Here is a 14,579-nt window from a genome sequence, read left to right as displayed (position 1 = left end):
ATTACATCCAGGCGGGGAAGCGCTGCGTGCGCCGCCAGTCGGCCAATGGGAGGTCACGGTTGTCCAAAGAGGCTCGGATGGCCGCGAGCCGCAGCCGACGCATGGAGCGGAATGCGACGTATTTGCCCGGTCCCCGCCCATCGTCCCACCATGCACTCGCGCGTTCGGCCATTGGAAGCGGCGAGTCCTCGATCTTGGCGAATGGCTTTCCAAGCGGCGAGGTATCGACTGTGAAGACGTCGGTATCATTGAAATCGACCTCGAACAGATCGCGCCAAGCGAGGCCCGCGGCATAAGCGGATTGGGGCTCGCGCATGCGTTCGATCAGCCAGGGGACGATTGATCTGTCGCCAAGCATTCCTATGGTGGCTAGAGCCGGTAGTCGCAACGAAGGTTCGTTTAGACATTTCTGAAGCCAGGCCTTTGCGGGAGTTCCCGCCGAGGCGAGTAGCCGGATTTCGATCACCTCACCTTGGGGAACACTACGCGAGGCAAGCAATTCATCAAGAACAGGCAGGGCCATACGGTCCGCGCCGAGGAGACAAGCGGCGATCGAGGCCGCCAACCGTTCCGGCAGCTGATCGGCGGCGAGACGCTCAGCTACTGCCGGGAGCAGATCGCGGCGGCGCAACGCGCCAGCCAACCGCAATGCTCGTATACGGATCTCAGCCTGGCTATTTGCGACTAAATCGCCGAGGCTCGGGCCGGCATCGGCGCGATGGTGCCAGAGCGCCGAAAGCCCGATGCATTTTAGCATCGTTTCCCTGGAATCGACCCACTTGGCGACAAAAGGACGGAGTTTCTCGCGCGGTGTCCGGGCGATGGCGCCTGATATACCCTTGATGCCGGTTTCGCCGAGTGCGGCGGCGGCCTCGATCACTGCGGCAAGCGGCTTTTCCAGTCCCCAATGGAGCGCCAGGCACGCCATGACAAAGAGCTCTGGGGCTTCAGAATAATCGGAGAAACGCGCGTTCGCCGCCGCCCACGCAGCCTCGCCCGACGCGAACAGGCCTTCAAGATTGGCGTCCAGTCGCTGGTCGATGCGGCCGATGTCGATTTCGCCCAGTAGCGGTCCATCGATCTCGCGGCGCCGCCGTGACCAGAGGAAAGCGGCGTCCTCCGCGTGCTGGTCAACGATGGCGGGGATCGTCGCAAGGCGCTGCATCGGCTTGACCTAATTCAGGTGAACGGCCGCCCCTCGTATACGGTTCGTACCGGTCGCGTGGCTGTTGAGCTGTGTGCCGCGAATGGAGACGCGCCCGTTCTTCTCCAAAATGATGGACGCCAAGCCACATCTGAACTCAATGCGATCGCGAGCATTCAATATCACCGTCTCACCGTCGCGCAACACTTCGACGGGATGCGGATTGGGACGCGGATCAACTATCCGTCCGACCACAAGCGGCCGGGCGGGGTCACCCGCTTCGAACAGCAGCGCCACTTCCGAGCCGACAGCGGAAGCGTCGAGAGCGGCGAGGCTGCGGGCCTTGAGCGCCGTGTCGCTGGGATTGCCGACGAAAACGACGAGCGGCGAGCCATCATCGAAGCCGATCAGCAACCCAATTATCACCCCATCAACACGCTCCACAACGTCCATCGCTCGGCCCTCAATTGTTGTGAACACTGCTGCCTTTGATTTTGGTCTTGCCGTCGGCCTTCACGTCGATGTCGCCGCTGCCGTCGAGCCTTATGTCCTTGCCCTTGACGCTAATAGTGCCGTCCTTTTTGAGGATGATGCTGGCATCGCCGCATTTCAGCGTGATCTCGTCAGCCGCCTCGACGTAAAGCTTCTTGCCGAACTTCATCACGCCGTCTTCGCCGACAATGACACTGCTCGCCTTGGCGACTTTTAGCGAGTAGGCCCCGCCGACCTCGATCCCCTCGTCCGCTGCAACCTTGGCCAGCCGCGCCTTGCCGACCTGCGAGGAATGGGCGCCGCCAACAGTAAAGCTCTGGTCGGCGGCGACGTCAACCGTCTGCGCGGCGCCGATCTGCCATTTGTCTGCCGAGCCAATCGTGTGGCTCTGCGCCGCGCCTACAGTAACCGATCGTGTCGCACCGATCGTATTCGTTTGCGGTCCGCCGACGCTTCGTGTCTCGGAGGCACCGACCGTATCGACGCGCGCCGCCCCAACCGTGATCGTCTGGACAATCGCTACGGTCTGCGAATGGTTGGCGTCAATGTTTTCCGTAGAGTTCGCGCCGATGTGGATCGTCTCGTTCGATCCGACTGTCAGCGACCGATTCACCCCAACCGTCTCGGTGTCGTTCGACCCGATGTTAGTTGTCTGGTCGACGCCGACCTTGACAGTTTTGTTGTTGCCTACGTCCTCGTCGAGATTGTGCCCGACAGAGTGCTTGGCGTCGTGGTCGATGCGGTCGGACTGATCGTGCTGCACCAACTTGTTGCGGTCGTGCTTAATCAGAAGGTGATGGTCCTTCTGCGCCTGGAAGTTGACCAGTTCGGAGCCTGCCTTGTCCTCGAACATTAGTTCGTTGTAGCCGCCGCCACCTTTCGACGAGTCGGATTTCCAGCCGGATTGCGTGGCGTTGCCGGGCAGTCCATAAGGCGGCATCTGCGCGGCGTTGTAGACGCTGCCGGTTATGATCGGCAGGTCTGGATCGCCTTCGATGAAGTCGACGATGACCTCCTGGCCGATACGCGGTATCTGGATAAAACCCCAGCCGCTGCCGGCCCAGGTCTGCGAAACCCGCACGAAGCAGGAACTGTTCTGGTCCTTCTTGCCCAGCCGGTCCCAATGAAACTGGACCTTCACGCGCGCATATTTGTCGGTGAATATCTCCTCGCCGGACGGACCGACCACAGTCGCCGTCTGAGGGCCGCGCATGATCGGCCGTGTCGTGACCCGTGGCGGACGATAGGGCAATGCCGTGGGTGCCACGCCAAGGATCACCTTGAAGTTCTCGCTCTCGACATCCGCATGGGCTCTGTAGCCGGGGTCGAACAGCCTGTATTCGGCGCTCACCACCAGATACTCTTGGTTCTGGTCCTCGCGCGGAAAGCCGTCCAGCTTGAAGGTGCAGCCTGAATACAGGCCGCGCACGGTTCCAACCGCGGCGATGCGCTGGTGCACCGCCTGGATTTCCTCGCGCCGGATTGCCGCCAGGCTGTCGCCGCGGCCTACTTCGAGATGCGCGCCGGGCTGACGGTAATTTTCACCCGCAGCCAGCTTGTGACTGAACGGCTGGGCCGATTTGGCCATCAGGTCGGCGCCCGGCTTTTTGAAATCATAGTCGGTATGGACATAGGCGCCCGGCCGCACCGAACTCCCCGGGATCCATTCGGTGATATATTCAACATCGCGCCGGGAGCCCTGCCCTTCAAAGTGATAAGGCACTTTTTCATAGCCCGGCGCCGGCTTCAGCTTGCTCATCGAATCGGCAAGCACAAGCGTGTGCTTGCCCTCGCCATGCTCGAAGAAATACAGGATGCCCTCGTGCTCGAGGAGTCGCTGCACGAAATCGAGATCGGTCTCGTCATACTGCACGCAGTATTCGCGCGGCGGATAAGAGCCTTGCAGGCGCTTCTCGTATTTTGCGGTGCTGTATTTTGAAAATACTTCTTCGACGATTTCGACGACGCTCATGTTTTGGAAAATGCGGCAGTCGGTCGTAGTTCCGAGAAACCAGAGCCATGGTCTGACGACCGTTTCGTAATAGGCCAGCTGGTCCTCGATCCGGGTAAGTCTAAACTCGGACACCAGGCCGCTGAACCAACGTTTTGGATCGGATTCACCTTCGATCGAGACGGCCCCACCCAGCATCTTCAGCGGATCGATGTCGTGGTCGGTACTTACGAACCCAACCGTGTAGCCAAAACAACGGCTTATCTCATCGCGCCCGACAAGGTGCGTGAAGGTCAACAGCTCGGCGCCAATCGGCGTCTCCACAACCGTGGCACGTTCATTCGGCATTGGTCGTGCCCCTCCTGGACCCGGCCGCCAGTGGATTTCAAGGTCCTGCTATACTGTCCTGCTATACTAACGACGTCAGGTTCAGGAACTGAAAGCTCACAACAATTCTCACTGGGTTGCTGGTCCGTGTTGAGCGTACCACATGTTGTTGCGCGGGCCAAAGAGGCATGCAGAGCTGGGCGAATCAGCAAGATCCAGAGTTCGCCCGCTGCCTTGCGGCCATGTGATGCGAAATTGGATTAGCCACGTTAAAAACATGGAGTATCGTGCCGACAAGGCCGCCAGCGATCACACAGGCGATTGTGCATGTTAATCAGTCTGCAGATCAGCAATGTCGATGCCCTGCCCGCTGGCGTATCCCCCGGCTACAGATCGCGTGATCGCACCTTCAAAATCGGTCGCGAAAATTGCGACTGGATCTTACCCGACCCGGACAAGTTCATTTCCGGCCGGCATTGCCAGATTCGATACGAGGCAGGCGCGTTTTGGCTGCATGACATCTCGCGCAATGGCACTTTCATCAACGGATCGAGCCAACGCATCACCGGTCCGCACCGGCTGGCGCACGGCGACAGGCTCCTGGTCGGCCGCTACGTCATCTTTGTATCGATTGACGAGCGCGCCTCGCCGACCCATCCGCAAGGCGACGAAGGTTCGACACAGCGACACATGCCCGTCGCGGCCGATCGACTGCTTGACTCTGGAGGCGAGCCTTTCTTGAATTCGGCACAGCCATGGCCCGAGCAACAAGCACCGTCGCTGCCCGCCTCGGTCCCTTCGACGAGAGACGAGGTGCTGCGGGAAATCGCGATTGGAGCGGGTATTTCCCCGGAACTGCTGCAGTCGCGGGACCCGCATGAAGTCGCGGCCGAAATTGGCTCGGTCCTGCGGGTGGTGGTCGAGCAACTGGCCATGCTGCTGAAGGCACGTGCGGCCGCCAAAACGCTGGCCAAGAGCACGCACCGGACAATGATAAGCTCCGCCGACAACAACCCGCTTAAGTTCGTGCCGGGGATCGACGACATCCTCGAAATCATGTTTGCACGGCGCAGATCCGGCTATCTCGATGCAAGGCACAGCGTCGAAGATGCGTTCCGCGATCTCAAGACGCACGAATTTGCGACTTATGCCGCCATGCAAGCTGCGCTGTCGCGACTGCTTGACGACCTGTCGCCGGAAGCGATCGGCAAAAAGCTTCCACCGACATCGTTCACCTCCAAGAAGGCCCAAGCATGGGACGCTTTTGTCGCGACATGGCGGACCATGGAGGAAGCCCATGAAAACGGCATGCTGGATATATTCTTGGCCTATTTCGGCGAGGCGTATGCCAAAGCTGACAAGCACAAATAGACCGGCCCAATAGACTGCGCCGCTCTAGCTGACGAAGAAAAGCGCATCGGCGCACCGCATCATGTTCCAATCGACAACATCTGAGATTACGATCACATACGACCGTTCGCCAGGCGGGTAAGCCTGATTGACCTGGGGGTCTGCGGCAGATGTCATATTGCGGCGACATCGTTTCTTGTAGCAAAGACTGCTGCGGACCAAGGGCTCGCTGGCCGGCCCCTTGCTTGCCCTATCCGACCAGGAAAGATCTGGCGCCTCTCGAACGCGAGCGCGGACATTGCATCGCGGCGGCACATCGGCAATGAGCTCGAAGGACGATCCTTTCGGCCCGGTCGGCAAGACCGTCATCCGCACCAATCCAGGGCGCGGGCAGAATGCCAAACCAGCCGCAAACGAACCGATTGCCAAGCCGGTCAGGCCCTTGGACGTCAAGGAATCGACAGTTTTCGATCCTGACATAGGTCGGCATATGCCGCCGGACTGGACATCCGGAACCATTTTTTATCAGGGAGCGTCGTCCGGTGCAGCGGCCAAAGCCGGGGCAGCCGAGTCAAGGCCGATCATTCAGCAGGAGGTGCTGCTCGAAGCCGCCGACACGGTCAAATATTCGACGGCAAATCCGATCCTCGCGGCGTCAGCACCATTGCTTGTCCTGTTCGGGCATCTCAGGCTTGTGCCGGTTGAAAGACAGGCGGCGCCACTGGCCGAGCATATCGCCGAAGCGATCGAGAGGTTCGACCGGACGCTGGAGAAGTCGGGCGTTGCCGAAGAGGATGCGCGGATCGCGAAGTTCGCCCTTTGCGAAACTGCCGACGATCTTGTTGGCAACCTGCCCTGGACCGGCAAGGACACCTGGGCACAGCACAGTATGTTGTCGCGGTTTTTTCACCTCGAAGCCACGGGCGCCGGCTTTTTCGAAGCGCTAAACAAGGTGCTGGCCAATCCGGAGCCACACTTAGACCTGCTGGAGCTGATGCATGTCTGCCTGTCCCTGGGATTTGAGGGCCAGTATCGGGGCCTGGCGCGCGACGATATCAGTCTCGAACGTGTGCGGCGCGACGTCTACGAGACGCTTCGCTACTTCAGGGCCCGCGCCGGAGAGGACATCTCCCCCCGCTGGCAAAGCATGGCGGCGACGATGGTGCCGTCTTCGACCCGCCTGCCGCTCTGGGGCGTTGCCGCCGCGGCATCAGCCCTGCTGACGGCCGCGTTCTTCACGTTGCGGGCGTTCGTGACCGATGAAGGCGATGCTGCAGCCAGACAGTTGCTGGCGCTCAATCCCTCGACACCCGTGACGATCGAGCGCGCCAGTGTGGTACCCCCACTTCCCGAACCGGCGACAGTTGCCTCGCCTGCCGTAACCGAGCAGATCGACCGCATCCGCTCGGCACTGTCCACGCAAGTCGAGCGCGGCGGGATGACCATCGGCACAAAAGGCGACTTCATCGTAGTGGAGATCAACAATCAATTGTTGTTTCAGCCGGGCAAGACCGAAGTGAAGCCTGAGTCTCAGTCACTGGCCGAACAGATTGCCGCAGCCCTTGAGCACGAGCCGGGGCCAATCAGGATCGTTTGCCACACGGACAACGTGAAGCCACGGAAATCGAGCGCGTTCAAATCCAACTTTGACCTTTCGGTCGCCCGCGCGAAGGCTGTTGGGACAATGATCGCCACGAAACTTAGCGATCCCGCGCGAGTGACCGCCGATGGCAAGGGCGCAGATGAGCCAATTGCCGACAATGCGACGTCCGAGGGCCGGGCCAAGAACCGCCGTGTCGACGTGATGATCCCCAAGGAGGAAACGCTGTGAAGACCGCCGGTGGGAAACGCCAATGATGCGTTGGCTGCCGCGGATATTCAGCACGGCCGCGTTGGCCGGTTTCGCGGCAGCGATCTGGTTTGCTGGACCTTGGATCCGCTTCGCCGATATCCGGCCGCTGGGACCTGTTTGGTTGCGCGCGACAATCATCGGCACGATCGTAGCGACCGCGGCCCTCGTTTACGGAGTGCGCGTCTGGCAGGTGAGAAAGGCGCAAAAAGCGCTCGAGATCGTCATTGCTCGCGGCGACGGGGGCAATGACGATTCACCGGTGCTCGAGGCGCGCATGAATGAGGCCATCGGAACACTCAAACGCTCGAGCGGCAAGCGCAATTTCCTCTACGATATTCCATGGTACATCGTCATTGGCCCGCCGGGCGCAGGCAAGACGACGGCACTGGTCAATTCGGGTCTGAATTTTCCGCTTGCCAGTTCAGGAGACGCCCAGCCGGTGGCCGGTGTTGGCGGCACCCGCTCCTGCGATTGGTGGTTCACTGAAGGGGCTGTGCTGATCGACACGGCAGGACGTTACACCACGCAGGATTCCAGTGCTGGAAGCGACAGCAAGAGCTGGCTTGCGTTTTTGTCATTGCTCAAGAAATTCCGCACAAGGCAACCGATCAACGGGGTCATCCTGGCCATCAGCCTTGCCGACCTCATCAGCCTCGATGACCAGCAGCTAAATGCCCAAGTCGTTGAAATACGCAGTCGCCTGAGGGAGATCCACCAGACGCTTAAAATCCAGTTTCCGGTGTACCTGCTGTTCACCAAGGCCGATCTTGTTTCCGGCTTCATGGAATACTTCAGTAGTCTCGAGGAGCCGCGCAGGCGCAAGGTCTGGGGCGCGACATTCCAGACCACAGACCGCAACAAGAACATGGTCGGTGAGGCTCCGGCCGAATTCGATGCGCTGGCGAACCGCTTGGCGGACGAGATGGCTGACCGCCTGCAGGAAGAGCTTGATCCGGTCTCGCGCATATCGATCTTTGGCTTTCCGGCCCAGTTTTACGCGCTCAAGGGGCGAATTGCCAATTTCGTGACCAGCCTGTTCGATCCGGTGCGCGGCCAGGTGAACGTCAGTTTGCGTGGGATCTACTTCTCGTCGGGGACGCAGGAGGGAACGCCCATCGATCAGGTCTTGGGCGCAATCGGCCGCAGTTTCGGCAACAATTCCCGCCCCCACCTGTCCGGGACCGGCAAGAGCTTCTTTTTGCACGATCTCCTGACCGATGTCATTTTCGCTGAATCCGGATGGGTTTCCTATGACCGCGCGACCGAGAGGCGGGCAGCGGCCCTCAGATATGGCGGCTTTGGCATCATAGCCTTGATCACTGCAGCGGCCCTTGGCGCGCTCGGGATGAGCTTCATGGCCAACCGCTCGCTGATCGCCTCTACGACGCAGGCGACGAGCCAATATCGCGAGACAGCGGACGCCCTGCTCAAAAGCACGACGGTCGCGGATGTCGACCTTGAAAACGTCATCGGGCCACTCGACCAGCTGCGCAACATGCCGGCCGGTTTCGAAAGCAGTGACTTACCGATCCCGATCGACGAAACGTTCGGCCTGAGCCAGCGGGAAAGGCTTAGTTCTGCATCGACAACGGCCTATCGGCAAGCACTGGAACGAATGTTGCGGTCGCGTCTGCTTGTTCAGGCTGAGCGGACGGTCCAGGCGACGATGGCTGAGCCCGCCACGCTTTACGAACCGCTCAAGATCTACCTGATGCTCGGCGGCAAGGCACCCAAGGTCGATGACGCACTGATCATCTCTTGGATGAAGCAGGATTGGGAAAAGAACCGGTATCCAGGCGAGAGCAACCGGGAAGGACGCGCGCAGCTCGAAAAGCACCTACGCGCCATGCTCGCGTTGGACGATGCCTATGATCCAGTTTTCGAACTCTACCAGCCGCTTGTGGAAGCCGCCCAGCGCTCGCTCGGGCGCATGAGCCTTGCGGATCGCGCGTCAGCATTGATCAAGTCGGGGGTGTATGCGGCTGCGCTGGACGATTTTGCCGTCTCCCAAAAAGCTGGACCGGAAGCGCAGCTTGTGTTCGAGCGCGTCGATGGCGGCGATCTGTCGAAGCTTCGTATACCCGGTCTCTACACCCAAGCCGGATTCAACAACTTTTTTCTCGGACAGCTTTCGCGGATTGCCCAGACACTCGTCGACGACCAGTGGGTTCTGGGCGGTGGCGGCGAGCAAGGCGACATCGATCAGGCGTTGCTCAAACTCGGCCCCGAACTTCTCGATCGCTACGGCAGGGAGTTCGCAGCCGCGTGGAACAGCGTACTCGATGGATTGAAACTCAAGGCCATGCTGAACGACAAGCCGCACTATGTCGCGCTTTCCGCCGTAGCCTCACCAAGCTCGCCGATCGAACAGCTTTTTACCGCGATGGCCGAGGAAACAACCCTGGCGCGCGACTCTGTCTCCGGCGCCGACTCGGGCACTGGGATGCAGGTCGGCACCGTCCTGCGCCAGTCCCAGGACGCCGCAGACATGGCCAAGGGCCTGGCTCGCATCGGCATCCAAATTGGCTCCGCAAAATCGCAAAGCCGTGCCGGTACGGGGTCCGAGAAATTTCATAGCCAGAACCCTGGGGCAAACATCGAAGCGCAGTTCAGGTCCTTCCAGGCTCTGGTAAGCGGTCCTTTTGGACACCGACCGATCGATGCGCTGACCCAGAATTTTCGCGACATCCACCAGAGCCTGCGACTGGCAACCGAGGTCCCTTCGCAGACGGAACGCGTCAACTCCAACCTGCAGCTGCAGATAGCCACCCTTCGCGCCAATGCATCGCGTCTGCCCAAGCAACTCGGCAGAATGGTCAACGCAACTGCAGACGAATTTGAGGGCAACGCGGCTGAAATTTCGTTGACGAATCTGAATGAGATGCTCGACCAGGCCGTCACGCAGCCCTGCGAGAAGGCGGTCAACGGCCGCTACCCCTTCGCCGGCGATGGTACCGAGGATATTGCGATGGCGGACTTCGCCAAATTGTTCTCTCCGGGCGGCCTGATGGACCGGTTCTTCGCACAAAACCTTGCTTCCTTGATCGACATGAGCGGCCAGGACTGGAGCTGGAAACAGGATGCACGCTTTGGGCGCGACCTGTCGAAGTCGACGCTGAAAAACTTTCAGCTGGCTGCGGAAATCCGCGGCGCATTTTTCCCGTCGGGCGGGTCAATGCCGTCAGTCAACCTGACCTTTACCCCGTTCTCGCTGAATGGAGATGCAAATGCTGCGGTGCTCGACGTCGATGGCCAGATCGTCCAGAGCAACCAGGCGGCTAACACGCCAAGCACTGTGTCCTGGCCGACCGGTGCGGCCTCGACATCCGCCAGTCTGAGGCTGACGCCGGAAATGCCGGGCCGCGAATCCGTTATCAGCTTCGAAGGGCCGTGGTCGCTGAAGCGGTTGCTGGACAAGGCGACGATTACCAGCAAAGACGGCACTGTTGAGGCGCGCTTCGTAATCGGCGGACGCGACGTCAGCTATACGATCCAGACCGGCTCCGGACCCAGCCCCTTCTTCCTTCCCGCACTTTCTGCTTTCAGCTGTCCGAAGGCGTTTTGAGAAGGATTTGACCTCGCCGAAGGCAAGTAAGATCGCGAAACCAAGCTAGGGTGAGGATCGATATTTTGAATATACCGACGCTCCTGTTTTAACGACGGGGTCGGCAATTTGCGCTGGGTGGCACGTCGCTCGCTCGGATCCTGAAAGATGCCGGGTCCTGACAGTGGCATCTAGGTCGTCGTCTGGGGCACCGATCAAGGCGAGATCGCACGGCGTCATTCCGGCGTTACCTGACTGGCTGCCTGGTTGGTTGTGGGATAAGAGCTGGAACACTTCGGCACCGGCACGTTGTGACAGGCGGGGAGATCGCAGGATGCGCAGTTGATCAGGCGACGGAGCGCTGTCGCGCCCTCAAATCATCACTTGAGCTCTTTGTCGGGGTGACCCGCCACGAAGGTCACGCGCTCAAAGCTAGATTTCGATATTTTAATATTCGAGCCTGTGGCAAAGTGGCGCCAGCGAGCGCCTTAGAGTGCGCTGCAGAGGACGCTTCGAGAAGCGCTTGGTGGCAAGTTGAGCGATGTCGCCCTTTCCTTTGAAAGCTTCGGCGTAAGCCACAATGGCTGTGTCCGTGAGCACAATGAAGACAACTATCTGGTCGAGCCACGAACCGGCCTGTGGGTGGTGGCCGACGGTATGGGTGGGCATGAAGCCGGAGAGGTCGCTTCAGCCAGCATTGTCGACCATCTGGCCACGATCGGCATTGCCAGTTCCGCCCCGGATCTTCGTGCGCGCTTCGAGGACAGGCTGAGCCGCGCCAACGCCGAGATCCGCAGGATCTCCGAGTCCCGCGGCATAACCATCGGCTCCACCGTTGCCGCCCTGCTGGCGATGGATGGGCGATTTGCTTGCCTATGGGCGGGCGACAGCCGGGTCTATCTGATCCGCAACGGCTCCATCTCGCAGATCTCGAAGGACCACACCGAAGTTCAGGAACTTCTCGACCGTGGCATGATCAGCGCGGCCGAGGCGCTCACCTGGCCGCGCCGCAATGTCATCACGCATGCGGTAGGCGTCAGCGACGAAATCGTCATCGATTTCCAGCAAGGGGAAATCATGCCGGGAGACATCTTTGTGTTGTGCACCGATGGGCTGACGGCGCATCTGACCGACGCTGAGATCGGCGCCGCAGTTGTGACTGCAACACCTCAGGCGGCCTGTGAGGCTCTGCTGAAAACGGTGCTGGAGCGAGGCGGGACAGACAATGTCACGATTGTGCTGGTAAAATTCGCAAGCAGAAGCAACGGACACCCCCCCTACCCTGATCTGTCAAGAGCGGAGGGTTGAGGCTGATGAGCGCCGACGACAAGACGCGAATATCGCCGCAGCTGGCCAACACCGCCGTCGGCACGCAGCTCAGCGGCATCTACGAACTTGACGAGCGGATCGCATTCGGCGGCATGGGCGAGGTCTACCGCGGCCACAACATTCAGACTGGCGACCATGTCGCGATCAAGATCGTCCTGCCCGAATTTGCCCGCGACCCGACGATCTTGTCCTTGTTCCGCAAGGAAGCGTCGATCCTCAATCACCTCTCGCACGATGCGGTCGTGCGTTATCACGTCTTCACGATCGATCCAGGGATCGGTCGTCCCTACCTTGCGATGGAATTCGTCGACGGCGAGTCCCTATACGACATCATGCGACGTGGCCCTATGCCGACTGAGCAGGTGCGCAAGCTCTGCCATCGCCTCACGTCGGGTCTGAGCGCCGTGCATCAGGCAGGAGCAATACACCGCGACCTCTCTCCGGACAACATCATCTTGCCCGGAGGTCAGGTCGATCGCGCCAAGATCATCGATTTCGGAATCGCGCGATCGGCGACCGTCGGCGGGGAGACCCTGATCGGCGGAAAATTCGCGGGAAAGTACAACTACGTTTCCCCCGAACAGCTTGGGCTGTACAGCGGCGATGTCAGCGAGCAGTCCGACATCTACAGCCTGGGGTTGGTGTTGGTTGCCGCCCTGCGCGGGAAGCCGATCGACATGAGCGGATCCCAATTCGAGATCATCGAAAAGCGTCGGACCGTGCCTGACCTGTCCGACATCGATGACGATTTTCGTGACCTTGTCGAAGCCATGCTGCAGCCCGATCCGCGAGACCGCCCGGTGAGCATGGCGGAAATCGCCAGGATGACGCGTGACGAGGACGAAGGGACAACGCCGCCGACGTTCATCCCAAACCGTGACAGGCCGGGTCTGCCACGAGCGGGGCAAACCCTTGCGCCCGACCCGAAGGCCTCGTCCCCGCCATCCGATGTCTTGGGCCATGGCGGGCCTTTGGCAGGCTCGGGTGGGCAGCGCTTTGTCCCGCATGTCCGACCAGCGCTGCTGTCCGAGCCTCGGGCCTCACCGGTCGCTGCGCCGCCACGTGCCCTCGTTGGTGCTGTTCGTGGAACATCTACAAAAGGCCGAGGCATCGCCATCTCTGCCTTCGCGACATTGGCTCTCGCCTCAGTTGCCGGCCTCTATTTTAGCGGCTTTATAACGCCCACCGCACCGAGCGCTGTCAAAACCTCGCTTTCCGCGCCAGAGCCACCGCAACTTTCACCACAAGCAACAACGCCTTTCCCCGATGCATCAATTCCTGAGGCAGAGGCGTCAAAGCCGCTGGCGACGGACAATGATGCGCACGCGCCTGAGCCGCCACAGGCAGTTCCAGCCCCAAAGCCGCAAACGGAGGCTACATTAGCGCCAGTTGAAAATCAGACGGAGGCCGCCGCGGCCAGAACGCAGCCGCCGGCAGAGTCGCCCAAGATGCTCCAGCAAATGCAGGAAACGTCGAAGCCGTCGGCAAGCGCGGCGCAAGTGCCGGCCGAAACCGCAACGCCATCAATTCAGCCCGATACGCCCCCGCCGCCTGCCAAGATTGCTCCGGCTCTCCCGCTGGTCGACAAGGCTCCGGCGCCGCGCGCCGCGCAGCCAGACGCCGCACCGAGCCAAAAGCCTGAACAGCAGGCAAGCCAGCAGGCGGGGGCGAAACCGGCCGTGCCAGCTCCCGAACCGGCTGCAGGCCAGGCAGGTGCGACGAGCCCAAAGGAGCAGCAGGCCGTCCTGCCGCCGCCAAAACACCAGGCGAACCGGCCGGCGAAGACGATACCAGCAGCGCCCGTTCCCGAGCCGGCTGCACGCCAGGGGGATACGACGAGGGCAAAGGAGCAGCAGCCCGACCTGCCGGCGGCCGGAGAACCAGATCCGGCCATGGTCGCCCTGAACTTGCCCAAGCCGGAAGTTGCCCCAGTAATCGACGAGATAGCGCAACGTGTGTCGTGGGTTCGCGACTTCAGCGGCGGCGACTGTTTCTACGTCGCCGTAACCTCGATAACCGATAAGACCGCTGCGATCGAAGGATTTGGAACCGCGGTCCAGCCATTCGAGCAGATGCTGGCTGATTTCCAGGCAAAGTTCCACGTTGAGCCGGACATCAACGTGCGCCTTATTGAGCCGAGCCAGTGCGAAGTCACCAACTTTCTGCGTTTTCTGGGGCAGACTGCTGGCGAGAAGCCGCAGCTTGTTCTCGATCGAACATCGGTGCCGGACGGTACGCCGATCAGCGGTACGCTGGTGACGCGTGGCGGGCTCATTTCCAGCGTGCTGCTGATCGACCACAAAGGCATGATGTTCAACCTCGATGACCGCATGGTCGTCCACTCGGACAAGGCTACCTTCAGCATCCCGATCGGTCTCGGTGCGGCCGACAGGGCTGCAGGCAAGGCCGTGCCGCAGATCATCATGGTGATCACGGGGCCCCAGGATATCCGGGCGGCTGCATTCTCCACGCCAGTGCCAGCCTCACGGCTGCTCCCCAAAATTCTCGAGGAAATTGAGGCCGACGGATCCAAGTTCTCTGCCAGTGCCAAGTATTTCCGACTCGGCGGCTAGCATGGGCATCCGATGGA

At 60.7% G+C, this 14,579-nt stretch carries 8 protein-coding genes; 5 read left to right on the top strand and 3 right to left on the bottom strand.

The genetic code is table 11. From position 1 onward, the window contains the following. Window position 1: 1 nt before the first annotated feature. The 3 genes from NKJ35_RS15445 to NKJ35_RS15435 are packed head-to-tail and all read right to left on the bottom strand — an operon-like array spanning window position 2 to window position 3,935. Window positions 2–1,165 carry a hypothetical protein gene (locus tag NKJ35_RS15445; protein WP_352648168.1) on the bottom strand — a complete coding sequence of 388 codons (1,164 nt, stop codon included), beginning with the start codon at window positions 1,163–1,165 and terminating at the stop codon, window positions 2–4. Window positions 1,166–1,174: 9 nt separating this feature from the next. Then, complete coding sequence (locus tag NKJ35_RS15440) at window positions 1,175–1,597, bottom strand: DUF6484 domain-containing protein (protein WP_352479429.1); 423 nt, start codon at window positions 1,595–1,597, stop codon at window positions 1,175–1,177. Between the two features lie 10 nt (window positions 1,598–1,607). Beyond that, a complete protein-coding gene (locus NKJ35_RS15435; protein WP_352648165.1) occupies window positions 1,608–3,935 on the bottom strand; it encodes a type VI secretion system Vgr family protein in 2,328 nt (775 codons plus the stop codon). Window positions 3,936–4,241: 306 nt separating this feature from the next. Between NKJ35_RS15435 and tagH the strand changes: the two genes are divergently transcribed. The 5 genes from tagH to NKJ35_RS15410 all read left to right on the top strand — a co-directional run bounded on the left by tagH (window position 4,242) and on the right by NKJ35_RS15410 (window position 14,562). Further along, window positions 4,242–5,285: a type VI secretion system-associated FHA domain protein TagH gene (gene tagH, locus NKJ35_RS15430; protein ID WP_352648163.1), complete on the top strand. Its 1,044-nt coding sequence runs from the start codon at window positions 4,242–4,244 to the stop codon at window positions 5,283–5,285. A 421-nt stretch (window positions 5,286–5,706) separates the two neighbouring features. Next, complete coding sequence (tssL, locus tag NKJ35_RS15425; protein ID WP_352648161.1) at window positions 5,707–7,095, top strand: type VI secretion system protein TssL, long form; 1,389 nt, start codon at window positions 5,707–5,709, stop codon at window positions 7,093–7,095. A 22-nt stretch (window positions 7,096–7,117) separates the two neighbouring features. Further along, on the top strand, window positions 7,118–10,681 hold the full coding sequence (gene tssM / locus NKJ35_RS15420; protein WP_352648158.1) for a type VI secretion system membrane subunit TssM: 3,564 nt from the start codon (window positions 7,118–7,120) through the stop codon (window positions 10,679–10,681). Window positions 10,682–11,194: 513 nt separating this feature from the next. Continuing rightward, window positions 11,195–11,968 (top strand): PP2C family protein-serine/threonine phosphatase, encoded by a 774-nt coding sequence (locus tag NKJ35_RS15415; RefSeq protein ID WP_352479434.1) that lies wholly within the window; start codon window positions 11,195–11,197, stop codon window positions 11,966–11,968. 5 nt (window positions 11,969–11,973) lie between these two features. Continuing rightward, entirely contained in the window at window positions 11,974–14,562 is a 2,589-nt protein-coding gene (locus tag NKJ35_RS15410; RefSeq protein WP_352648156.1) for a serine/threonine-protein kinase, read from the top strand. The last annotated feature ends 17 nt before the right edge of the window (window positions 14,563–14,579 follow it).

The organism is Mesorhizobium sp. M0136, from assembly GCF_040322515.1.
In the GTDB taxonomy this organism is placed as follows: domain Bacteria; phylum Pseudomonadota; class Alphaproteobacteria; order Rhizobiales; family Rhizobiaceae; genus Mesorhizobium.
This window is presented reverse-complemented; position numbering and strand designations above follow the sequence as displayed.